The following is a 24,308-nucleotide window of genomic DNA, read 5'->3' on the forward strand; positions in this document are numbered from 1 at the left end:
GATGGGCATGCCTGGATTTGCAGATGCGACTAAATATGGAATTAAGGTGGACAGTGGGATACCACGGGGGACTATGTATCATATCGCCTGCTCAACCTGGTTCACAGCGACCGGTAAGGCCATGCCGCAGTATTTCAAATTTGAGGACGATAACGGAGACATCCAGACAGTTCGAGATATTCTGGTGAAGTATACAGAGGATAAGAATTATTCGGGAATTCCGAGCCGGGAGTACGGCTGCGAGGCTGTGATTGGCGGGCTGATCCGGGAATTCAAGCTGATTTTTTATTTAGAGGCCTGTAAGTGGGTGATGCTGGTGTGAGGTAATGATATGTGCGGAAGATATTTTGTAGACGATGAAATGTGGCGTGAAATCAAAAAGATTTGTAAGCAGATAGATGATTCCAAGCTGAAGGTGACGCGCGGCGATGTGCGCCCTACGGATATGGCGGTGGTACTGATGGGAATGAAGGAGGTGCGCACGGAACAGATGCAGTGGGGATTTACCCAGCAGTATCAGGAGGGGTTACTTATCAATGCAAGAGCAGAGACAGTTCTTTCTAAACCGTCTTTTCGGGATAGTATGCGGCATTGCAGATGCGTGATTCCTGCAGCAGGTTTTTACGAGTGGAACAAAGCGAAAGAGCAGGTCTCTTTTAGAATGCCCCAGTCAAAAATTCTCTACATGGCCGGGATCTGGCAGCCAACTGCGAAAGAAAAGCAGTTCACCATCCTGACAACATCTCCAAATGACTCTGTATCCCCTGTCCATGATCGGATGCCGTTGGTACTTACATCGGAAGAAATCATACCTTGGATTCAGAGTTTTGATGCAGCAGAAAAGCTTCTCACGAAAACACCTCCGTTTTTGGAGCACAAGCAGGAGTACGAGCAGTTGTCACTTTTTATCATATAGCGTTATTTGATCTGCAAAATAAATAGCCAATAAAATGCCATAATATCGGATGTTCTTCAATGACGGCAGCGTGGCAGATTTACTGCTTGGCTGCTTTGTAGAAGGCATGATCAAATAGATCATATGGAACTGAAAACGAATTCAGTATCTGGATAATTTTTTCCCCCTTTTCCATCCACATACAAAAATCCCAAAACGCATGCACAAAAAAGAATACCTTCTCTCACATACTTGCTACTGCCGGATGAATCTGTTATGATAAAGAACAGATGTTTGCGTGAACGGCCAACGCAAGGACCCATTTCCTTTTTCGTTTCTTTTATGGAATTTTTATGCTGACTTCGGGAAGATGGTTCTTTTGGGTTGGGATTTTATTTTGACAGCTGTTTCCCATATTCTTTTTGTAGAAAAGTGGAAAAGTTTAGAAGAAGAAGGAGCAGAGAATATGCAGAAAAAAGTGGGATTAAATGATATGCGGGTTTATTTTGACATGGACGGAACCAGTGCAAAATGGCGTGATGTTCCTGTTGAGGAAACCAGAAGGCCTGGATACTATGCAGATCTGGAACCAGAAGTGGAACTGCTTGATTTTATGCGTGATGCCATGAAGTGTGGAGAGAATATCTATATTCTGTCTTCATACTACACGGATACCAGAGCGCTGCTGGAAAAGAAAAAGTGGCTGGACAAGTATCTGCCGGAGATCGATTCCGCGCACTGCCTCTTTGTGCCATACGGAAAGAATAAGGCAGAGTTTATCGAGGCGATGCTGCATCGGAAACTTTGTGCTGCGGATATCCTGATTGATGACCATACGCCGAACCTGCACCGCTGGGAAGAGGCCGGCGGCATTGGTGTGAAATGGCTCAATGAGATCAATGGAAACAACGGCCGCTTTGAGGGTGCCCGGGTGGGCAGCGCAGCGGAGCTTAGAGCGGTGCTGGACAGTGCCGTGGAAAGAAAAGCAGTGGGGTTTTAGAGAATCATTAAGGAGCGTTAGATAAAGCTATGATTGAGATACGAAAGGCAAGAGACGGCGAGGAACACCAGGTTCTGGATTTTTACTATCAGCTGGTCGATACAATGAAAGGAACTCCTTATTGTCCAAAATGGGAAAAAGGCGTTTACCCGGTATTATCGGATATCGCTGGCGCAATAGGGGCAAACACTTTGTATGTTGCTACAGAAAATCATGAGATTATTGGGGCATTTATTTTAAATCATTCCCAGGGAAAAGGATATCAGTTTGTGAACTGGCAAACGAAGAATTCAGATGATAGAATTGCTGTGTTACATTTACTCGCAACAGCGCCTGCATGCCAGGGAAAAGGGGTAGGAAAAAAGCTGTTAGGGAAAGCAGTGGAAGTTTGTAAAAATCAGAAAGATATTGCAATCCGTCTGGACACATTACCATGGAATGTGCCAGGGAAAAGATTATATGAGAACTTTGGCTTCCAGTACAAAGGCGATGTAGAACTTAATTACCCGTCAACAGGAAAAATCGCTTTCAGTATGTATGAATATGTTTTATAAAAGCAATACCAAGAAAGATGGGAAGGCTAATGACAAAAGATGAATGGTATGCGCAACTGTTTGAACGGCTGGGAAATTCGAAGTTTCGCAGCAGCTTCCATCTAAAAGAAAAAGATAAAGAATATGTCCGGGAAAAAGGGCTGGAGACGATCCGGCAGCATGCTAGAGATTTTATTGCAAAGCGGGAAGCTCCGGCTGTGATTCCAAACGATGGGAAGCAGACTCCGATGCGGGGCCATCCTGTGTTTATTGCGCAGCATGCTACAGCAACCTGCTGTCGGGAATGTATCCGAAAGTGGCACAAGATGCAGCCGGGAAGAGAACTAAGCCAGATTCAGCAGGAGTATTTGGTGGATGTGATCATGACATGGATTCAGAAAGAGATGAATGAGCGGTAAGGAAAATCCTTGCCGCTTCTTTTGTCTTTCGGGAATGTGGTTTGTGTGATATGATAGAAGCCCATTCGTGACCTTGACTTGCTTACGATTGAGATAGTGAACGATATGTACGCAGAAAGCGGAAATGATGAGTATAAGGGATATTCGCAGATGGCCACGCAGAAGGATTTCGATAGGTTTTAATAACAAACACTTGCTTGATAGAGATTTGCGGTACATTGCTATTGACATGAGCTGAGTTAGGCTTTACAATTCCTATATAGAGATTTGCGGTACAAAAATGGAGGTGTTATTATGGCTAGACCAGGTTACATGTCAATCTATGCTGATGAGCGGACTCAAGGAATATTTGATGAATTTTGTAGAATCAAAGGAATAACGAAATCAACTGCACTAACAGAAATGCTAGATATTTATATGTTGAGCCAAGACGAAGAACTATATACGGAATTAAAAAAGAAGGCGCTTGGAATAGAATCGGCAAGACAGATGATTGCAGAAGCTTCTGATGTGAGGGAAGTTAATGATTATGTTTTCATGAAGTTGGCAACAGCCTATGATACAGAAGGAAATACACTTGATGGCAAAGAAACGATTGGAGTTTATATTAAGAATTGTGATAATAACGGTTTGGGATATACTTGGTTTTCTACACAATCGCTTCATTCTGGAATGCAGAAGAAAAAGGTTGAGTTTTATAATCGTATAATTAAAAAAGGTGAAATTGTAAAAATTCTTTTTGCAGTTAGTGGAGATGAGAATGATATAAAATACTCTGCAAGGATTCTTGAAATTGTTTCATCAAGAGATAATATTAGATGTCCAGGTGATAAAAAAGCTGTCCCAGAGGAGTTTGGAGAAAACGAGACCGGAAAGATATGGATAAAAATAACTGATATTAGTGAAGAAACAAAGTTAAGTGCTAATATGATGGTTGTTGGAAGTACGGGTAGTAATCTCAAGCAAGTTATAAGTAACTCACAGTTTCATTTTGGATATGTTAATATTCCAGAGGAGTGATTTAATGAAAAGCGAACAAGAAAAAGATAATGCAAGCTCAAAAAATGGGGTGGCTCCGTAGTCTCTTCTCAAAACCGCAGATATATTCCAATTAGTTTTCTCACGCCCGACGTAATTGCCAGCAATAAACTATATCTTATTCCAAACGCAACATTATATTTATTTGGTGTTTTAATGTCTAATGTTTATATGTCGTGGATGCGTGTGGTTTGTGGACGGTTAAAAAGTGACTATAGCTATTCTCCAGCTGTTTATAACAATTTCCCATGGCCAACGCCGACCGAACAGCAGAAGAAGAAAATTGAACAGACGGCTCACGGAATTTTAGATGCACGTTCTCTTTACCCTGACAGCAGCCTTGCGGATCTCTATGATGAACTGACAATGCTGCCAGAACTCCGCAAAGCGCATTAGCAGAATGATAAAGCAGTTATGCAGGCGTATGGTTTTGATATTCGGAGTACGACAGAGAGCAGCTGTGTTGCAGAGCTGATGAAAATGTATCAGGCATTAATGAAAAAGAAGGCATAAGAAAAATGACCAGGAAAGAAGTATTTGAGTACTGCCGTAAGCAGTATAAAACAGAGCCGGATTATCCGTGGCACGACTGGAATGCGGTGCTGCGTCATTCAGATAGTGGCAAATGGTATGGCCTTGTTATGGAAATTGACCGGAGTAAAATAGGTCTGCCAGGTGAGGGCGAAGTAGATATCCTGAACGTAAAGTGCGATCCAGTTTTTGCAAGCTATCTTCGCCAGCAACCAGGATTTTTCCCGGCCTATCATATGAACAAAACACAGTGGCTTTCGGCTTTGCTGGAAGAATCATTGAATGATGAGACGGTGAAGAGCCTTATAGACTGGAGCTTTCAAGCAACGGCGGTAAAGAAAAAAAGAGTATAACCGATCAGAAGGGACTCGTTATAATAAGAAACTGAAAACAGCAAGAAAGGCATAGAAAATCTTTGGAGCGTGCTCTTCACGACCGGATATTTGACGCAAGTCGGAAGAATGGGAGATGAATCTTACGGTCTGGTTATTCCGAATCGGGAGGTCCGTGAAGTTTTCCGGCTTCAAATAAACGAATGGTTTAAAAGGTCAATCTTCAGCAATGCAGAGCGGCTGACAACCTTCTGGAAAGCGCTTGAGGAAGGAAATGTCGAAAACATCGAACAGTATTTAAACCGAATCCTCAGTAATTCCATCAGTGTTTTTGATACAAAAAGGATAAATGGAGAAAAGGAAAACTCTTACCATAATCTCCTCGTTGGTATTCTCACTGGAAATGCAGAGTGGCTTGTGAAATCAAATATTGAGGCGGGAGAGGGCTTTGCGGATATCATTGTGGAAACGGATGATCCGGATGCTGGAATCGTTATCGAACTAAAGTATGTGAAAAGCTTTAACGAAATGGAGCAGGCGTGTCAGAAGGCACTTACCCAGATTCATGAGCGGCATTATCAGGAATATCTTTTAAATGATAACCGAAAAGATATTCGTTTATATGGCATCGCCTTCTGTAAAAAGCGCTGCAAGGCAATGACGGAAGTGTTGCCTGTCAAATAACTAGAATCACAAATATACGACGAACAATTTCATGGGAGCCATGCAATATGCGTGGCTCCATTTTTAGTATGCGCGCCATGGGCTCACATTTTGAGTATCTCAGCCATATCATCTTTTAAAACACAGGTGCCGCCATTTCTCATACAGCCATCGCAAGCTCTGCAAAACCCTATATTTTGCTCCATGATGCGGACGAGTTTCACCTGATGTCCCTTTTCTTCTGCTCCTTTTTTGAACTGCTCACACAAGAGTTGTGAATTCCCCTTTTTTCTTGGCGAGCTTGAAATAATCAATACATTTTTCATTGTTTTCCTTTCTCAACTTCCAATCTGTTTCTCTCCAAATTATATTACAAAAACAGCGGTGCATCTAAGCCCGCTGTTCTTGTATAGTTTCCGTTATTTTACTTCTACCAGCTCAATCTTGAAATTCAGTTCCTTTCCTGCCATTTCATGGTTGGCATCGAAGGTGATGGTGCTTTCAGTCTTAGCTGTAACCGTTACCGGGAAATGCTGGCCATTCTGATTCTGCAGGTAAATGTGCTGGCCCACCTGCAGCTCCTCAGAACCCGGAAGATCCGCAATTTCCACATCGAAGATAGCATCCGGGTTTGCCTGACCGTAAGCTTCCTCCGGCATCAGGTGGATTTCTTTTACCTCACCGACTTCCATGTCTGCCACGGCAGCATCAAAACCCTGGATCATCTGACCTGCGCCGCAGACAAACTCCAGCGGCTCGCCGCGGTCGTAAGAAGAGTCGAACTGGGTTCCGTCGTTAAAAGTTCCTTTGTAATGAGTGCGGCAGGTTTTGCCGACATTGCGTCCTGTAATAGCCATAATTGTGATATCCTCTCTTGTTTTTTGTGCAGCTTCCGTATCAGTATACTAAACTTTAGGAAAAAGGAAAAGGACTTTCTGGTAAAGCGGTGAGATGAGGTTTCCCTTGTGCAGAATGAAAGGTGGGAGTATAATAATATCATTATTTTTGCATAATTTAATAGGGTTGTCGACAAACTATTTGAAAAAATATTGCGAAAAATAGCGGGAGGTTATTGATAATTAATGAATGTAAAATTAAAATCTGCAAGCAAGCAAGCAAGCAAGCAAGCAAGCAAGCAAGCAAGCAAGCAAGCAAGCAAGCGAGCAAGCAAGCAGGCAGGCAGGTGACTGCAGCCTGGAGGATGGGAGAAAGATGAAGAAGTGCAAATTAGTACAGAATATAAGGAATTTCAAATGTTGTTACTTTATATTTTGCATAATGATATGTTTGATCCTTTTTCCTGTTTCCACATCTGCCAAAGAAAATTCTGATCATATTATCCGGGTAGGATCTTTTGAGGAAACTTATAATGTAGTCAATGAAAAGGGCGAAAGAAGCGGCTATGGTTATGAGTATCTTCAAGATATTGCAGGTTATGCAGGATGGACATATAAATACATAACAAGTGATTGGAAAAACTGCTTTACACAGTTGGAAAATGGAGAGATTGATATTCTTGGTGGCATTTCCTATACAGACGAACGTGCTGAAAATATGCTTTTTTCCGATATGCCTATGGGGGAAGAGAAATATTACATCTATACGGATGCATCAAATATGGATCTTACAGCAGGAAATCTGGATTCTTTTGAGGGAAAAAATATTGGTGTGTTGAAAGATCATATCCCGGAGGATATGCTTAACGAATGGGAGTTAAAGTATGGTCTGCATACGCAGCATGTCAATGCTTCTAATACCGCAGAAGTTATGGACAAACTGTCGAAACATGAAATTGACTGCTTCGTTTCAGTAGAAGAATCCCGTTGGGAAGAATCTGATATTTCGCCTGTTACAAGTATTGGAGAGACAGAAATCTATTTTGCCATAAATCCCAAACGTCCGGATATCAAAAAAGCACTGGATAGTGCTATGCGCAGAATCAAGGATGACAATCCATTTTACACTGATGATCTCTACAGGCGTTATCTTTCTGCACAGAGCAGCTCGTTTCTTTCAAAAGAAGAAAGGGAGTGGATCGGGCAGCATGGAGCAATCAGGATAGGGTATCTGAATCAGGATGGAGGTATCAGTAGTGTAGATCCATCAACAGGCAAATTGACAGGTGTTATCACAGATTATGTGGATCTTGCAGAAAATTGTCTGCAAGGTCAGACTCTGGAATTTGAATTAAATGGATATGATACAAGAAGTGAACTGCTTCAGGCATTGCAGGATGGAAAAATAGACCTGATTTTTCATGCAAACCAGAATCCATACTTTGCAGAAACAAATGGATTTGCTTTGTCGGATACGCTATTGACTCTCAATATGGCAGCAATTACGGCAAAGGATTCTTTTGATGAAAATAAAGAGAATCTAGTTGCCGTTGAAAAAGAATATTTTGCAATGAAAGCATATCTCTCATACAATTATCCTCAATGGAAGATCATGGAGTATGAAACATCAGATGCAGCAGAAGATGCAATGCAGAAGGGGGAGGTCGACTGTATTGTAAGAAATTCAAGCAGGGTTGCTGACTATTTGAAAAATAAGAAGCTTAGCAGTGTTTTCCTGACAAAAGAGGCAGATGTTTCATTTGCTGTTCAGCAGGGAGAACCGGTTCTGTTGTCTATTCTGAATAAAACACTGACATCTATGCCTACAACTCAATTTTCGGGTGCAGTAGTTTCGTATAATGCTTCCGCACGAAAAGTTACAGCGAAGGATTTTATTCAGGATAATTTACAGACAGTTTCACTTATAGTTGGAATTTCTTTTTTCGTTGTTCTGTGTATAATTCTTGATTCTTTGAAAAAATCAAAACGTGCGGAAGAAAGATCCAAGAAATCTGCTGAGCAGGCATTGAAGCTGAATCAGGAGCTTGAAGAAAAACAGCAGGAATTACAAAATGCACTTGTAGAAGCACAGAGTGCCAATAAGGCTAAGACTTCCTTTTTAAATAACATGTCTCATGACATCAGGACACCTATGAATGTTATTCTGGGCTATGCACAGCTTATGGAGGAGGAACTGAAAGAGAAGGAGCTACCGGAAACGAAGGAGCATCTGGAAAAACTGCAGCAGTCCGGAAAGCTCCTTCTGTCCATCATAAATAATGTACTTGATATGGCCAGGATCGAGAGCGGAAAAATGGAGCTTGATGAGAGCTATGGCCGGATTGAAGATTTCCGTCAGTCTGTGTTTGCCGTTTTTGACGCTGAAGCAAAGAAAAAGAAGATTGCATTTCAGTACACGATGAAGGTTGAGCATGAGCATGTGCTAACGGATGTTACCAAGGTAAAAGAGATATTTGTCAATATCCTGAGCAATGCCATGAAATATACTCCCTCCGGCGGTTCGGTTATGGTAAGCCTGGAGGAGCTGCCATGTGATGAGCCTGGATACATGATTGTGAGAACCAGGATAAGCGATACGGGAATCGGTATGAGTCAGGATTATCTGACAAGGATTTTTGAAGCCTTTACCCGTGAACAGAACACCACAAAGAGCAAAATCGCAGGAACCGGACTTGGAATGTCCATTGTAAAGAAATATGTGGATCTGCTTGGCGGAACGATACAGGTCGAGAGTGAGCTCGGAAAGGGCAGTACCTTTACCGTTACATTGAAACACAAAATAGCAGATGAAAGCTATTATGGGAAAGGGCAGATTGAAAATCCGGAAACAGGCACGGAAATCCTGAAAGGCAGGAATATCCTGATAGCAGAGGACAATGATCTGAATGCGGAGATTGCAGCGGCCATCCTGGAGCGTGCCGGTCTGAAAACAGAGCGTGTGGAGAATGGTGTTCAGTGTGTAAACCTGATAACAAAAATGCCGGCGGGCACCTATGATATGATCCTCATGGATATCCAGATGCCTGAAATGGACGGCTATGAAGCAGCACGGGTAATCCGGCAGCTGCCGGATCGGGATAAGGCATGTATCCCGATCATTGCAATGACGGCAAATGCATTTGAGGAAGATAGGAAAGATGCCATGGCAGCCGGAATGAACGGTCATATGGCAAAGCCGATTCAGGTGGATCAGCTGCTGTCGATGTTGGCGGAAATGATTTAGGTGGATCATTCCTTTTCTGTTTTTGCTGCTGCTTCCGTATCAAAAGAACGTTATCGCTTGGGCTGATAGCGCATGTCAGAGACATTGTAGATGGTGATGAAGGCCAGCGGGTCTTCCCGGCTGATGTAGTTCATCAGCTTCTGGTATTCGCTTTTGTCAACAATGGTGATGATTTCATTGTGTTTTTCCATATTATACGCGCCGATGGCCTCATAGATCGTGGCGCCGCTGTGCAGATCTTCCACAATAAAGCGGCGAAGCGCCTCTTCCTTTTTTGTGATGATGCAGACGCGTCGTTTTACATTATGGCTGAAGATGAAGTAATCCAGGATGATACCGTTAAAGTACGTGCCGAGAATGCTTAAAACGACCGTTTTTTTGTCGTAGACCAGGGCAGCGGAAAGAGCAACGCACATGCCGGAAAGTGACATGGCCCGGCCCAGATCCATGTGCAGGTATTTGTTCATGATCTTGGCAACGATATCCAGGCCGCCGGAAGAGGCATTGCGGTTAAACAGGATGCTTAAGCCGATGCTGACCACCAGAATATAGCAGAGCACATCCAGCTCCTGGCTGTCGGTCAGGGATCCGATATCCGGAAAGGTCTTTTCAAACAGGCCGAGAAACAGCGGCAGCATGACGCTGGTATATACGGTCTTTGCTCCGAATTCTCTGCCGCAGGTAAAAAATCCGATGATGAGGAGCACTACATTCAGGATCATGGTGATAGCGGAAAGCGGAAGAGGGATAAAGTTGGAAAGCACAATGCCGAGACCGGAAATGCTGCTGACAGAGGCATGGCTTGGCAGCAGGAAAAAATAGACGGCAGCGGCAATGATGGCAACTGCGGCGGTGAGGATGACGGTCTCTCGGATCAGGGAAGACCAGGAATGTTGTCTGTTCATAAGGAACCTCCGGAACGTTTCGAAATTTTCCTGCTCATTTTATCACAGGATGGGGCTGCTATCAATAGTCGGAATATCTTAATTAGACAGTTTGTACAAAAAAATATGACGAATTTTGTCAAGTTTATGCACACTTTTTGATTCGGGTATGATATTATAATGGACGTAAACCCCCCAATACATTATATAGTTTTTGCAACAAAACGAAATACCTTCTCCTGAAATGACCGGTTCCCCAACCGGTCATTTCGCATATATAGAAATATGGAACAGAAAGCGGCAGGGAATAACATGGAAGTATATGTATCTGTGATGCGGGTGGACGCAGCACTTACAGTAAAAGAAGAAACGGATCTAAAAGGACGTCTTTCCGCAGCAAGACAGGAAAAAATAGACAGGCTCCGCTATGCTGCGGACCGGCGGCTGTCCCTGGGGGCAGGGCTTCTTCTGGACCAGGGGCTGAAACGGTTTGGACTCCGGGAACGGACAGAAGCGTTCGCAACGGTGGAAAATGGAAAACCGTGTCTTTTGCATCACCCGGAAATCCAGTTCAATCTTTCCCATTCCGGTTCTATGGTCATGGCTGCATTTTCTTCCTGCCCGGTCGGCTGTGATGTGGAAAAAAAGCAGAAGGCACGCATGGACGTGGCAAAACGGTTCTTTGCGCCGGCTGAGCAGAGAACCCTTCTTGCGGCACGAACAGAGGAAGAACGGGATATCCTGTTCAGCCGTCTGTGGACCTTAAAGGAGAGCTATCTGAAAGTGGGAGGCCAGGGCATGGCTATGGCGCTTGGCAGCTTTGCGATCACACTTGGCGGGCAGCCGGTCCTGGATGGAACGAAAGAAAGCCAGTATTGTTTTCGGGAGTTTTCTCTACCGGGCTACTGCGCCTCCGTATGCGTGCAGCGCAGGGAAGCAGGGAAGGGGGAGACGTTTTTTTTCTCTTTTCAAAACCTGGAAGATATGGTATGATACCGATAGAGTTTAAAAAGGAGACGTATGACCATATGGACATGAAACGAGTGTTTTTGAAGTTAAGCGGTGAAGCACTTGCCGGACCGAAAAAAACCGGTTTTGACGAAGATACAGTCAAAGAGGTTGCTAGACAGGTGAAGATTTCCGTTGATGCAGGTGTACAGGTCGGCATCGTCATCGGAGGAGGCAACTTCTGGAGAGGACGCACCAGTGACGCGATCGAGCGTACCAAGGCCGACCAGATCGGTATGCTGGCTACCATCATGAACTGCATTTACGTTTCGGAGATTTTCCGCAACGCAGGCATGAAGACCGAGATCTTGACCCCGTTTGTATGCGGCGCGGTAACGGAGCTTTTCTCTAAAGATAAGGCCAACCGCTATTTTGAGGAAGGCAAGGTAGTCTTCTTTGCAGGCGGCACCGGACATCCGTATTTTTCTACCGATACCGGCATTACCCTGCGTGCGGTCGAGATGGACGCAGACTGTATCCTGCTTGCAAAATCCATCGACGGTGTCTACGACAGCGACCCGGCCAAGAATCCGGATGCAAAGCGTTACGATACCATCAGCATTCAGGAGGTCATCGACAGGAAACTTGCGGTAGTAGACCTGACGGCATCCATCATGTGCCTGGAGCACAAGATGCCAATGGCAGTATTTGATTTAAACGAAAAAGACAGCATTGCAAACGCAATGCAGGGAAAAATAAACGGCACGATCGTGACCGTTGACTAACAGGAGGAAACTATGCAGGAACACTTAAAGTTATACGAGGACAAAATGGAGAAATCCCTGGACGTGCTGCTTGACGAGTACGCATCCATCCGCGCAGGCCGTGCCAACCCGCATGTACTGGACCGCTTACGCATTGACTATTACGGAACCCCGACCCCGATCCAGCAGGTCGGCAACGTAACTGTTCCGGAAGCACGCATGATCGTGATCCAGCCGTGGGAGAAGAGCCTGTTAAAAGAGATTGAGAAAGCAATCCTGGTTTCCGATCTGGGCATCAACCCGACCAACGACGGCAACGTGATCCGCCTGGTATTCCCGGAGCTGACCGAGGAACGCCGTAAAGATCTTGCCAAGGATGTTAAGAAAAAAGGTGAGGGCGCTAAGGTTGCGATCCGCAACATCCGCCGCGATGCGATGGACAGCATCAAGAAAATGGAAAAAGCAGGAGACATCTCTGAGGACGATTTAAAGCAGGGTGAAGAGAAAATCCAGAAAATCACCGACAAGATGATCGAAAAAGTGGACAAGGCCATTGAGACAAAGACCAAGGAGATCATGACTGTCTAGTCCCTGGGATTGAATGAGTGTAAGGAGGGGAAGAGCGATCTTCCCCCTTTTCATTGTTTTACAGGAAACCGCGTCCCGTGAAACTTCTTTGCTATGCACATCGAACAGGCACCGGAGGCGCGCCTGACGATTCTGGAGATATGGAGGAATAGAAATGTCTGAACAATTAGATGGAATGGTCATCCCGAAGCATGTGGCCATGATTCTGGACGGCAACGGCCGCTGGGCAAAAAAACGCGGCCTGCCGCGTTCCATGGGCCATAGGGAGGGCTGCGTAACGGTAGAGAAGACCGTTGAAATTGCTGCCCGCCTGGGAATTGAATACTTAACCGTATATGGTTTTTCTACCGAGAACTGGAAGCGTTCCGCAGAAGAGGTGGGTGCGCTGATGCAGCTGTTCCGCTTCTATATGGTCCGTCTGCTGAAGGTGGCTTCCGCAAACAATGTCCGCGTGAAAATGATCGGAGACCGCACCCGCTTTGACCAGGATATCATTGACGGTATTAACCGTCTGGAATCTGAGACAAAAGACAATACCGGCCTGACCTTTGTCATTGCCGTAAACTACGGCGGCCGGGACGAGATTACCCGCGCCATGAAAAAACTGGCTGCGGACTGTGCGGCCGGAAAGCAGGATCCGGAGGAGATTACCGAGCAGGTTGTGGCCTCCTATCTTGATACTGCCGGTATGCCGGATCCGGATCTTCTGATCCGTACCAGCGGCGAGATCCGCCTGTCCAACTATCTCTTGTGGCAGCTTGCCTACACAGAAATTTATGTGACCGACTGCCTGTGGCCGGATTTTGATCAGGAAGAGCTGGAGAAGGCGATCATGGCCTACAACCGGCGTGACCGCCGCTATGGCGGAGTGAAGCAGGCATAAAAGGAGGGGACCGGATGTTTACAAAACGGCTGGTAAGCGGTATTATTCTCGTTATTCTTGCTATTATAATAGTGGGAAAGGGCGGAGCCCTGCTGTATGGTGTTACAGCGCTGATCTCCCTGATCGGCCTGTTTGAGCTGTACCGGGTGCTGAAAATCGAAAAAAACGCGATGGGTGTGGTGGGATATCTCACGGCGCTTTCCTATTATGGGCTGGTCTGGTTTGACGGCCATCACTATGTAACCCTGATGGCGATTGCGGCTCTCATGGTTATGATGGCAATCTATGTCTTTACCTTTCCGAAGTACCGGACAGAAGAGGTGGCAGAGTCCTTTTTTGGCGTGTTTTATGTGGCGGTGATGCTGTCCTATCTGTATCAGGTCCGCGCCATGGGCGACGGAAGGTATCTGGTATGGCTGATCTTCTTAAGCTCCTGGGGCTGCGACACCAGTGCCTACTGTGTTGGCATGCTGCTCGGGAAGCATAAGCTTGCGCCCGTATTAAGTCCGAAGAAATCCGTGGAAGGTGCTGTGGGAGGCGTAGCCGGTGCGGCGCTTCTGGGCTTTTTATTTGCAACGGTATTTGGCGGAAAGATGACGGAGCTTATGTATCCGCGTCTGGCCTGCACCCTGGCCTGTGCCATTGCGGCTGTCATCTCCCAGATCGGCGACCTGGCGGCATCCGCGATCAAGCGCAACCACGACATCAAGGATTACGGCAACCTGATCCCGGGACACGGAGGAATCCTGGACCGTTTCGACAGCATGCTGTTTACGGCTCCGGCAATCTTTTTTGCCCTGCTGTTTCTGCCGTAGTATAAACAAGGAGAGTACAAATGAAACGTATTGCGATTTTAGGTTCTACCGGCTCCATCGGCACGCAGACCCTGGAGGTTGTAGAAAATAATCAGGATATTCAGGTAACAGCCCTGGCAGCCGGAAGCAATATCAGACTGCTGGAAGAGCAGATCCGCAAATTCCATCCGGCCCTGGCCTGTGTCTGGGATGAAAAGAAGGCTGCGGAGCTGAGAACAAACATCGCGGATCTTTCCGTAAAGGTAGTGAGCGGCATGGACGGCCTGTTAGAGGTGGCTGTACAGCCGGAGGCAGAGATCCTGGTCACTGCCATTGTCGGCATGATCGGCATCCGTCCGACCATCGCGGCTATGAAGGCTGGAAAGAACATTGCATTGGCAAACAAGGAGACTCTGGTCACTGCCGGACACATCATCATGCCACTGGCAAAAGAGGTGGGGGTGAAGATCCTTCCGGTGGACAGTGAGCACAGTGCTATTTTCCAGAGCTTAAACGGTGAGGATAAAAGAACCATCGACAAGATCCTGTTAACGGCCTCCGGCGGTCCGTTCCGCGGCTGGACAAAAGAGCAGCTGGCCGGTGTGCGGCCGGAGGATGCGTTAAAGCATCCGAACTGGACAATGGGACGCAAGATCACCATCGATTCCTCCACCATGGTCAACAAGGGACTGGAGGTCATGGAAGCCCGCTGGCTCTTCGGTGTGGAGATGGATCAGATACAGGTTGTGGTACAGCCGCAGAGCGTGATCCATTCCATGGTGCAGTTTGCGGACGGCGCAGTCATTGCGCAGCTTGGCACTCCGGATATGAAGCTGCCGATCCAGTATGCGCTTTATTACCCGGAACGAAGATTTTTGCCGGGAGAGCGTCTGGATTTCGCGAAACTGGGAAGCATTACCTTTGAAGACCCGGATATGGAAGTATTCCGCGGCTTAAAGCTGGCTTACCGGGCCGGAAAGCGCGGAGGCTCCCTGCCGACAGTCTACAACGCGGCCAATGAGTACGCGGTAGGAAAGTTCTTAAACCGTGAGATTTCCTATCTGACCATCATCGATATGATCGAGGGTGCCATGGAGCATCACAAGGTTGTAGAAAACCCGAATGTAGACGAAATCCTTGCAGCTGAGCGGGGAACCTATGAATATATAGAAAGCAGGTGGTAGTGTGCTGAATATTCTTGCAGCAGTGCTGCTGTTTGGATTTATTGTACTGGTGCACGAATTCGGTCATTTTCTGCTGGCGAAATGCAGCGGAATCGGAGTTGTGGAATTTTCTGTGGGCATGGGTCCGCGCATTTTCAGCGTGGAAAAGGGTGAGACCCGCTACTCCATCAAGGCACTGCCTTTTGGCGGTTCCTGTATGATGGTGGGAGAAGATGCGGAAAACCCGGATCCGAAGGCCTTTAACAATAAGCCGGTGTTATCCCGCATTGCGGTCATTGCGGCAGGACCTGTATTCAACTTTATCCTGGCATTTCTGTTTGCCATGCTCATTGTGGCGCAGATCGGCCACGACGCGCCGGTACTGACCGGTGTCATGGAGAAAAGCCCGGCCGAGGAGGCAGGACTTCAGGCAGGAGACTGCATCACAAAAATCAACGGACGCCATATCACGGCATACCGGGATATCATGCTGTATACCTTTTCCCATCCGGGACAGGAGATGAAGGTGCAGTTTACGAGACCGGCGAAAGAGGGTACGGCAGAAAGCGATGGCGCGACCAGCGGATTTGTTACGCTGACCCCGCGCTTCAGTGAGGAATACCAGTCCTATATGATGGGCGTGCAGTTTGGCGGATACCAGAAGATTCATGGAATTGGGCAGCTGATTCATTATAGTGCCTATGAGGTGAAATACTGTGTCACTTCTACCATCGACAGCCTGGGCATGCTGTTCCGGCGCCAGATTCGTGCGGATGAGGCTGTGACCGGCCCGGTCGGCATCGTCAATATGGTTGGCGAGACCGTCCAGGAAAGCCGCCAGATCAGTGCCCGCGCGGTTGTGCTTACGCTGGCCAACTGGGTACTTCTCTTAAGCTCCAGCCTTGGCATCATGAATCTGCTGCCGATTCCGGCACTGGACGGCGGACGCCTGGTATTTCTGCTCATCGAGCTGGTGCGGGGAAAGCCGGTGGACCCGGAAAAAGAGGGCATGGTGCATATGGCCGGCATGGCGGTGCTGATGGCACTGATGGTACTGGTATTATTTAACGACATCCGCAATCTGATGTAAAACAGGAGCGGACTGGAAGGCTGCGGAATGTGTCGGTGACACGTTTCAGGCGGCAATATTGCTGATAAAAGAAGGGAAGAGCATATGGAACGGAGAATGACAAAGAAAATCCGGATCGGAAACCGCAAGATCGGCGGGGGAAACCCGATTCTCATTCAGTCGATGTGCAACACGAAAACCGAGGATGCGGCAGCAACTGTGGCCCAGATCTTAAAGCTGGAGCAGGCGGGCTGTGACATCATCCGGGTGGCGGTGCCGACCATGGAAGCGGCAGAAAGCCTGAAGGCGATCAAACGCCAGATCCACATTCCGCTGGTGGCAGATATTCATTTTGATTACCGACTGGCTATCGCGGCCATGGAATGCGGCGCAGACAAAATCCGCATTAACCCGGGCAACATTGGAAGCGCAGAGCGGGTGCAGGCTGTGGTGGACAAAGCAAAGAAATATGGTGTGCCGATCCGTGTTGGTGTCAACAGCGGCTCCCTGGAAAAGCCGCTCATTGAGAAGTACGGCGGCGTGACCGCAGAGGGCATTGTGGAGAGCGCACTGGAAAAGGTAAGCATGATCGAGCAGATGGGCTATGACAATCTGGTGATCAGCATCAAGTCCTCCGACGTTCTCATGTGTGTGAAAGCCCATGAACTTATCAGCAAAAAGACCGATTATCCGCTTCATGTGGGTATTACCGAGTCCGGAACCTTAACCTCCGGCAATATCAAATCGGCTGTAGGTCTGGGCATCATTCTGCATGAGGGCATCGGTGATACGATCCGGGTATCCTTGACCGGTGACCCGGTAGAGGAGATCAAGTCCGCAAAGCTGATCTTAAAGACTCTGGGGCTCAGAAGGGGCGGTGTGGAAGTGGTTTCCTGCCCGACCTGCGGAAGAACGAAGATCGATCTCATCGGCCTGGCAAACCAGGTCGAAAATATGGTAACAGAATTTGACCAGCTGGATGTGAAGGTAGCTGTGATGGGCTGTGTGGTCAACGGACCGGGTGAGGCAAAAGAAGCAGATCTTGGCATCGCGGGCGGCTGCGGAGAAGGCCTTCTGATCCGGAAGGGCGAGGTTATCCGCAAACTGCCGGAGGATGAGCTCCTTTCAGCCCTTCACGCAGAGCTTGTGGCACTTGCGAAGGAACAGGGGAAGTTGTAATACATGAAAGCATTTTTGGAAGTATTTCCGGGATTACATATGACAGACCAGATGCAGGAGCTTTTAACCCTGGTAAGCGTGGACCGTGTGTCCATGACCAGGGATAGAAGCTCTCTTCGTGTTTATATCATAAGTCCCCGTCTGATAGATAAACGCAACATCTGGTCGCTGGAAAAGGGAATCAGAGAGCAGCTATTTCCGGGAAAGCAGATCCAGATCCATATTTTTGAGAAATATACGCTGTCTGAGCAGTATACACCGGAAAAACTGCTGACTGCCTACCGGGACAGCTTACAGGCAGAATTAAAGGAATACAGCATTGTAGAGTATTCCATTTTCCGAAAAGGAACATGCACCTTTCCGAAGCCGGATCTTCTGCATATGACGGTGGAGGATACCATGGTGAACCGGGACAAGGCCGGGGAGTTAAAACGCGTGCTGGAGAAGGTTTTCCATGAGCGCTGCGGACTGCCGGTGGAGGTGGAGTATGAATATGTACCTCCGGTCCGTGCCAAAGCGTCCATTCAGAGAGAATTACAGGCACAGCAGGAAGCAGAGCGCATGACGGCGAGGGTGGCGGCAGTGCTGGGACTGAGCGAGGCCACCGGAACGGATGGTGCCTTCTCGGATGCCGGAGATGGAACTGGCTCGCAAAGCGGCGCTGATTTTGGCAATAAGCAAAATGACGTTCATGGCGGTGGTGCCGGGGCAGCTGCTTTGGCAGGCGGCCAGAAGAAGGGAAGTGGAAAGTCTGGCGGTGCCGAAAAAGCCGGTACTGCTGCGAAAACAGGCGGAAATGCTCAGAGTGGATTTACCGGCGGCGAGGCCAAACCTGGGCAGCTGCGTTCCGGAGGCAAAAAGGAGTTTAAGAAGAATGACTGGAGCTCCGGCGGCTACCGTAAGAAATCCGACAATCCGGATGTGCTGTTCGGACGTGACTTTGAGGATGACTTTACCACCATTGAAAAAATTGAAGGTGAGATGGGTGAGGTAACGGTACGCGGTAAAATTCTGGATAAAGACAGCCGGGAACTGCGCAGTGGAAAGACCATCATCATCTTCCATATTACTGATTTTACTGATACGATCACGGTCAAGGTCTTTGCGAATGAAGACACACTGGAGGACTTAAATGCTGCTATTAAGCCTGGAACCTTCATCCGGCTCTGCGGTATGACTACCATTGACCGGTTTGACGGTGAACTGACTATCGGTTCGGTGCGCGGCATCAAAAAGGCGGAGGATTTCACCAGCAAGCGTATGGATCACAGCCCGGTAAAGCGCGTGGAGCTCCACTGTCATACCAAGATGAGCGATATGGATGGCGTTTCTGATGTGGCGAGCATCATCAAGAAGGCTAAGGAATGGGGCATGGAGGCTCTGGCTGTCACGGATCATGGCTGTGTGCAGGCCTTCACGGAGGCAAGCCATGCTCTGGATAAGAATGATCCGTTCAAGATGCTCTATGGCGTGGAGGGATACCTGGTGGATGACATGAAGGATCTGGTAGAGAACCCGAAGGGCCAGACCTTCGCGGATTCCTTTGTGGTCTTTGATATTGAGACCACCGGTTTCAGTCCGGAAAAGAACAAGATCATTGAGATCGGTGCGGTCAAGGTGGAGAAGGGGGTCATTACTGACAAATTCAGTACCTTTGTCAACCCCGATGTACCGATTCCCTTTGAGATTGAGCAGCTGACGGGCATCAACGACAACATGGTGCTTCCGGCACCGAAGATTGACGTGATCCTGCCGCAGTTTCTTGAATTCTGTGAGGGCTGCAGCCTGGTGGCCCACAACGCCTCCTTTGACGTAAGCTTTATTTCTCAGAATGCGGCGCTTTTAGGGCTTCCCTTTGATCCAACGGTTCTGGATACGGTGGCACTGGCAAGACATCTGCTTCCGAACCTAAACCGTTTTAAGCTGGATACGGTGGCAAAGGCTCTGAATATTTCGCTGGAGAACCATCACCGGGCGGTGGATGACGCGGGCTGTACGGCAGAGATTTTTGTAAAATTCATTGAGATGTTAAAGGAGCGCGGCGTGGAAGATCTGGCGCAGCTCAACAGCATGAGTACGCTGAGCGCGGACATGATCAAAAAGCTGCCGACGAACCATATCATCATCATTGCAAAGAATGAGGTGGGGCGCATCAACCTGTACCGTCTGGTATCCTGGTCCCACATCAATTATTTTGCAAAGCGCCCGCGCATCCCGAAGAGCGTGTTAAACCAGTACCGGGAGGGATTGCTGATTGGTTCGGCCTGTGAGGCGGGGGAACTGTACCAGGCGCTGCTTCGGGGCCTGCCGGAGGCAGATATCATCAAGATTGCGAATTTCTATGATTTCCTGGAGATTCAGCCGCTGGGGAATAACGCATTCATGCTGCGGGATGAAAAGAGTCCGGTGAAAACGGAAGAAGATCTGAAGGATTTAAACCGCCGCATCGTGAAGCTGGGTGAGACACTGAATAAACCAGTCTGCGGAACCTGCGATGTACATTTTTTAAATCCGGAGGATGAGGTATACCGTCGTATCCTGATGGCTGGTCAGGGCTTCTCCGACGCGGACCAGCAGGCACCGCTGTACCTGCGTACCACGGAAGAAATGCTAAAAGAGTTTGACTATCTTGGCCCGGACAAGGCAGAGGAGGTTGTTATCACCAACACCCGCATGATCGCGGATATGTGCGAGAAAATCTCGCCGGTACGTCCGGATAAGTGTCCGCCGGTCATTGAAAATTCCGATGAGACTCTGCGTAAGATCTGTTACGATCAGGCCCATGAGATGTACGGTGAGGACCTGCCTGGAATCGTTTCTGCGCGTCTGGAGAAGGAGTTAAACTCCATTATTTCCAACGGATTCGCTGTAATGTATATCATTGCCCAGAAGCTGGTCTGGAAGTCCAATGAGGACGGTTACCTGGTAGGCTCCCGAGGTTCGGTAGGTTCCTCCTTCGTGGCCAATATGGCGGGTATTACGGAGGTAAACTCCTTAAGCCCGCATTATCTGTGCCCGAAATGCCACTACTCGGATTTTGATTCTGAAGACGTAAAGAAATTCTCCGGTATGGCGGGCTGCGATATGCCGGATCTGCGTTGCCCAAAGTGCGGCGCCATGATGACGAAGCAGGGATTTGATATCCCGTTTGAGACCTTCCTGGGATTTAAAGGAGATAAGGAGCCGGATATCGACTTAAACTTCTCTGGCGAGTACCAGAGCAAGGCCCACGATTACACGGAGGTTATCTTCGGAAAGGGGCAAACATTCCGTGCGGGAACCATTGGTACTCTGGCGGATAAAACCGCGTTTGGTTTTGTAAAGCGTTACTATGAGGAACGCGGCATTCACAAGAGAAACTGTGAGATTGACCGTATTGTGCAGGGCTGTGTAGGCGTGCGCCGTACCACCGGACAGCATCCGGGCGGTATTGTAGTGCTGCCGATCGGAGAGGAAATCTACTCCTTTACCCCGGTGCAGCGTCCGGCAAATGATATGACGACCTCCACGGTAACGACGCATTTCGATTACCACTCCATTGACCATAACCTGTTAAAGCTGGATATCCTGGGACATCAGGACCCGACCATGATCCGCATGCTGCAGGATCTGACCGGTCTGGATCCGGTAAAGGACATTCCGCTGGATTCACCGGAGGTGATGTCCCTGTTCCAGAACACCTCCGCCCTTGGCATTACGCCGGATGACATTGGCGGCTGCAAGCTGGGAGCCCTTGGCATTCCGGAGTTCGGTACCGATTTCGCGATGCAGATGTTAATTGACGCCCAGCCAAAATACTTTTCTGACCTGGTCCGCATTGCCGGACTGGCGCATGGTACGGATGTATGGCTTGGCAACGCAAAAGACCTCATCTTAAGCGGGCAGGCTACCATTCAGACCGCCATCTGCTGTCGAGACGATATCATGGTATATCTGATCCAGATGGGACTGGAGGAAGGCCTTTCCTTCACCATCATGGAGAGTGTGCGAAAGGGCAAGGGCTTAAAGCCGGACTGGATCGAGGAAATGAAGAAGCACGATGTGCCCCAGTGGTACATTGATTCCTGCTTAAAGATCAAGTACATGTTCCCGAAGGCCCACGCGGCAGCCTACGTTATGATGGCATGGCGTGTGGCGTACTGCAAGGTGTTCTATCCGCTGGCCTATTATGCGGCCTTCTTCAGTATCCGCGCCAACGGCTTTTCCTATGAACTGATGTGCCTGGGCCGGGACAAGCTGGAGTATCATCTGGCGGACTTTAAGAAACGTTCGGACTCCCTGTCCAAGGCAGAGCAGGATACCCTGCGCGATATGCGTATCGTACAGGAGATGTATGCCCGGGGCTATGATTTCATGCCAATTGATATTTACCGGGCCCAGGCAGACCGCTTCCAGGTAATTGACGGCAAGCTGATGCCGTCCTTAAGCAGTATTGCCGGACTGGGTCTGAACGCGGCAGAGGGCGTGGTATACGCGGCCAAGGACGGCCCATTCCTTTCCAGGGAAGACTTCCGTGCCCGCACTAAGGTCAGCAAGACCATCTGCGACCTGATGAGTGACCTGGGGCTTCTGGGGGATCTTCCAGAGAGCAACCAGCTGTCACTGTTTGATTTCTAAAGGATTGCCGGTCCTCTTTCAGGTACAGGTGTCTTGGATCCGGCAACATTTTTCGACAGAATACGCAAAAAGGATTTACAACGAGAGGACTCTCTGGTTATAATAAATCAGTTAATGTTTTGTGAGAATCAGAATTAAGAGGGATGTTTAGGTCCCGGAATATGAATAAAGGGAAAGTGAGAAACAAAAGATGGGAATTGCAGTGATCGGTGCTGTATTTATGGATTTGAAGGGATATTCCACATCCCCGTACATCCCCTCCGGGCGTAATGCCGGAATTATCGTACAGAATCACGGCGGAGTGTCCAGAAATGTAGCGGAGGATATCGCGAATGTGGAACTGAAGCCGACCTTTGTAAGTCTGGTAGATGACAACTCCATGGGCGAGGACATTATCCGTAAACTGGACCGCCATAAAGTCAATACGAAGTACATCCGCAGACTGCCGGATGGCATGGGTACCTGGCTGGCCGTATTTGATCATAAGGGTGATGTGGTGGCATCGGTATCCAAACGCCCGGATCTGGCACCTATCGGTGATATTTTGGACCAGCAGGGCGATGAAATCTTCAAGGATGCGGACAGCATTGCGGTGGAGATCGACATCGACAAGGAAATCATCAAAAAGATTTTCTACTATGCAGAGAAATACCAGAAAGATGTATATGCCCTGGTGTCCAATATGACCATTGCGGTGGAGCGCAGGGATTTCTTGAGAAAGACCTCCTGCTTTGTCTGCAATCAGCAGGAGGCAGGCATTCTGTTCTCCGAGGACTATGAAAACAAGACCCCGAAGGAGATGGCAGATATTCTGGCAGACCGCATCAAATCCGCGCGAATTTCCCGTATGGTGGTGACCATGGGTGAACACGGCGCGGTTTACGCGGATAGCGAAGGAAACTGCGGAGTGGTTCCGGCTCTGAAGGTCGATGTGGTGGACACCACCGGAGCAGGAGACGCTTTCTTTGCGGGAGTCTGCATGGGACTGACCTATGGAAAAACCATGGAGGAGGCCTGCAAGATCGGAACTCGTCTGTCCTCTACGGTTATTACAACGTCAGAGAACATCTGCCCACGGTTTATGCCGGAAGAGTTTGGACTGAAACCGGTTCAGGATTAAGCGAGAAAATTTACGCAGTGGAAGAGCATTCCACCGCAAAATGATACGGAAGGGAAAAGAACATGGAGAGCATCATAATCGGAATTGCCGGCGGATCCGGCTCAGGTAAGTCTACCTTTACAAACAGAATCAAAGCTTATTTTGGGGGTGACGTGGCGGTTTTATACCATGACAATTACTATCGCTGTCAGGATGGTGTCCCGTTCGAGCAAAGAGTGACGGTAAACTACGATCATCCGGATTCTCTGGAGACCGACCTTCTGATCGAGCATTTGAAGGAACTGAAAGCGGGAAGATCCATTGACAGTCCGGTCTATGACTACAGCCAGCACAATCGTTCCCACGAAACAGTCCGGATCGACCCGAAGCCGATCATCATTGTAGAGGGAATCCTGCTTCTGGCCGATGAACGCCTGCGCAGCCTGCTGGATATCAAGGTTTATGTGGAAGCAGACGCGGATGAACGAATTTTGCGCCGTATCTCCAGAGATGTATCGGAGCGCGGACGTGATCTGAATGGCATCATCGAACAGTATCTGACCACGGTAAAGCCGATGCATTATCTCTATGTAGAACCGACCCGTTCCAAGGCAGATGTGGTCATCAACAGTGGTAAGAATGATGTGGCGTTTGATCTGTTTGTGTCAAAAATCAGCCAGCTTCTGGAAGAACGAGAGAAAGAAAATTAAAAAATTAAAAAAGTATAAACTTTTAGTTGTGGCCCGTCTCCTTTTTTGATATAATAAGTCCGAATTTTAAGCTCCTGCCGTGATAAAATGTGAAACTGTCGCGAATGAGGATAAAAGGA

The 24,308-nt window shown here is 48.1% G+C and carries 22 protein-coding genes and 2 pseudogenes; 21 read left to right on the forward strand and 3 right to left on the reverse strand.

The window, feature by feature from the left end; translation table 11 throughout:
• Window positions 1-7: 7 nt before the first annotated feature.
• From DWY84_RS02640 to DWY84_RS17665, 9 genes and pseudogenes are all read left to right on the forward strand, one after another.
• Complete coding sequence (locus DWY84_RS02640; RefSeq protein ID WP_118530801.1) at window positions 8-322, forward strand: hypothetical protein; 315 nt, start codon at window positions 8-10, stop codon at window positions 320-322.
• A gap of 9 nt (window positions 323-331) precedes the next feature.
• A complete protein-coding gene (locus DWY84_RS02645; protein WP_118530626.1) occupies window positions 332-916 on the forward strand; it encodes an SOS response-associated peptidase family protein in 585 nt (194 codons plus the stop codon).
• Window positions 917-1,361: 445 nt separating this feature from the next.
• The gene (locus DWY84_RS02650; protein ID WP_178716709.1) at window positions 1,362-1,895 is read left to right on the forward strand and encodes a hypothetical protein; all 534 of its coding nucleotides are present in this window, start codon (window positions 1,362-1,364) and stop codon (window positions 1,893-1,895) included.
• Between the two features lie 29 nt (window positions 1,896-1,924).
• Window positions 1,925-2,449, forward strand: coding sequence for a GNAT family N-acetyltransferase (locus tag DWY84_RS02655; RefSeq protein ID WP_118530630.1), 525 nt, complete (start codon window positions 1,925-1,927; stop codon window positions 2,447-2,449).
• 29 nt (window positions 2,450-2,478) lie between these two features.
• Entirely contained in the window at window positions 2,479-2,847 is a 369-nt protein-coding gene (locus DWY84_RS02660; protein ID WP_118530632.1) for a DUF4186 domain-containing protein, read from the forward strand.
• A 294-nt stretch (window positions 2,848-3,141) separates the two neighbouring features.
• Entirely contained in the window at window positions 3,142-3,867 is a 726-nt protein-coding gene (locus tag DWY84_RS02665) for a hypothetical protein (protein ID WP_118530634.1), read from the forward strand.
• A 72-nt stretch (window positions 3,868-3,939) separates the two neighbouring features.
• Window positions 3,940-4,281, forward strand: a pseudogene (locus DWY84_RS17655) (type IIL restriction-modification enzyme MmeI); the annotation flags it as partial.
• Window positions 4,282-4,403: 122 nt separating this feature from the next.
• Entirely contained in the window at window positions 4,404-4,769 is a 366-nt protein-coding gene (locus DWY84_RS17660) for an MmcQ/YjbR family DNA-binding protein (RefSeq protein WP_243024718.1), read from the forward strand.
• A 108-nt stretch (window positions 4,770-4,877) separates the two neighbouring features.
• Window positions 4,878-5,432 (forward strand): PD-(D/E)XK nuclease domain-containing protein, encoded by a 555-nt coding sequence (locus DWY84_RS17665; protein ID WP_243024719.1) that lies wholly within the window; start codon window positions 4,878-4,880, stop codon window positions 5,430-5,432.
• Window positions 5,433-5,515: 83 nt separating this feature from the next.
• Here the strand turns inward: DWY84_RS17665 and DWY84_RS02680 are convergent, their stop codons facing one another.
• Together DWY84_RS02680 and DWY84_RS02685 are read right to left on the reverse strand one after the other, a co-directional pair.
• Entirely contained in the window at window positions 5,516-5,737 is a 222-nt protein-coding gene (locus DWY84_RS02680) for a flavodoxin family protein (protein ID WP_243024720.1), read from the reverse strand.
• 93 nt (window positions 5,738-5,830) lie between these two features.
• Window positions 5,831-6,238 (reverse strand): annotated as a pseudogene (locus DWY84_RS02685) (FKBP-type peptidyl-prolyl cis-trans isomerase); the annotation flags it as partial.
• A gap of 385 nt (window positions 6,239-6,623) precedes the next feature.
• Between DWY84_RS02685 and DWY84_RS02695 the strand changes: the two are divergent.
• Window positions 6,624-9,491, forward strand: coding sequence for a transporter substrate-binding domain-containing protein (locus DWY84_RS02695; RefSeq protein WP_118530638.1), 2,868 nt, complete (start codon window positions 6,624-6,626; stop codon window positions 9,489-9,491).
• Window positions 9,492-9,541: 50 nt separating this feature from the next.
• Here DWY84_RS02695 and DWY84_RS02700 read toward each other — a convergent pair whose 3' ends face one another.
• On the reverse strand, window positions 9,542-10,396 hold the full coding sequence (locus DWY84_RS02700) for a YitT family protein (RefSeq protein WP_118530640.1): 855 nt from the start codon (window positions 10,394-10,396) through the stop codon (window positions 9,542-9,544).
• 291 nt (window positions 10,397-10,687) lie between these two features.
• On the opposite strand from DWY84_RS02700, the gene DWY84_RS02705 reads away from it, so the two are divergent.
• The 11 genes from DWY84_RS02705 (at window position 10,688) to udk (ending at window position 24,189) form a co-directional block, all read left to right on the forward strand.
• Window positions 10,688-11,368: a 4'-phosphopantetheinyl transferase superfamily protein gene (locus DWY84_RS02705; protein WP_178716729.1), complete on the forward strand. Its 681-nt coding sequence runs from the start codon at window positions 10,688-10,690 to the stop codon at window positions 11,366-11,368.
• Between the two features lie 35 nt (window positions 11,369-11,403).
• Entirely contained in the window at window positions 11,404-12,108 is a 705-nt protein-coding gene (pyrH, locus tag DWY84_RS02710; protein ID WP_118530803.1) for a UMP kinase, read from the forward strand.
• Window positions 12,109-12,120: 12 nt separating this feature from the next.
• On the forward strand, window positions 12,121-12,675 hold the full coding sequence (gene frr / locus DWY84_RS02715; protein WP_118530644.1) for a ribosome recycling factor: 555 nt from the start codon (window positions 12,121-12,123) through the stop codon (window positions 12,673-12,675).
• 154 nt (window positions 12,676-12,829) lie between these two features.
• A complete protein-coding gene (locus DWY84_RS02720) occupies window positions 12,830-13,558 on the forward strand; it encodes an isoprenyl transferase (protein ID WP_118530646.1) in 729 nt (242 codons plus the stop codon).
• Between the two features lie 14 nt (window positions 13,559-13,572).
• Window positions 13,573-14,373 (forward strand): phosphatidate cytidylyltransferase, encoded by an 801-nt coding sequence (locus DWY84_RS02725; protein ID WP_118530648.1) that lies wholly within the window; start codon window positions 13,573-13,575, stop codon window positions 14,371-14,373.
• 20 nt (window positions 14,374-14,393) lie between these two features.
• The gene (locus tag DWY84_RS02730) at window positions 14,394-15,536 is read left to right on the forward strand and encodes a 1-deoxy-D-xylulose-5-phosphate reductoisomerase (RefSeq protein WP_118530650.1); all 1,143 of its coding nucleotides are present in this window, start codon (window positions 14,394-14,396) and stop codon (window positions 15,534-15,536) included.
• 1 nt (window position 15,537) lies between these two features.
• Complete coding sequence (locus DWY84_RS02735; protein WP_347560746.1) at window positions 15,538-16,605, forward strand: site-2 protease family protein; 1,068 nt, start codon at window positions 15,538-15,540, stop codon at window positions 16,603-16,605.
• 57 nt (window positions 16,606-16,662) lie between these two features.
• Window positions 16,663-17,763 (forward strand): flavodoxin-dependent (E)-4-hydroxy-3-methylbut-2-enyl-diphosphate synthase, encoded by a 1,101-nt coding sequence (ispG, locus tag DWY84_RS02740; protein WP_279220299.1) that lies wholly within the window; start codon window positions 16,663-16,665, stop codon window positions 17,761-17,763.
• 3 nt (window positions 17,764-17,766) lie between these two features.
• Entirely contained in the window at window positions 17,767-22,380 is a 4,614-nt protein-coding gene (locus tag DWY84_RS02745) for a PolC-type DNA polymerase III (protein ID WP_118530654.1), read from the forward strand.
• A 190-nt stretch (window positions 22,381-22,570) separates the two neighbouring features.
• Window positions 22,571-23,500, forward strand: a complete 930-nt coding sequence (locus tag DWY84_RS02750; RefSeq protein ID WP_118530656.1) for a PfkB family carbohydrate kinase — start codon at window positions 22,571-22,573, stop codon at window positions 23,498-23,500.
• A gap of 62 nt (window positions 23,501-23,562) precedes the next feature.
• Entirely contained in the window at window positions 23,563-24,189 is a 627-nt protein-coding gene (udk, locus tag DWY84_RS02755; protein WP_118530658.1) for a uridine kinase, read from the forward strand.
• Window positions 24,190-24,308: the final 119 nt, after the last annotated feature.

Origin of the sequence: Clostridium sp. AF27-2AA, from assembly GCF_003478505.1 — a bacterium.
In the GTDB taxonomy this organism is placed as follows: domain Bacteria; phylum Bacillota; class Clostridia; order Lachnospirales; family Lachnospiraceae; genus Brotaphodocola.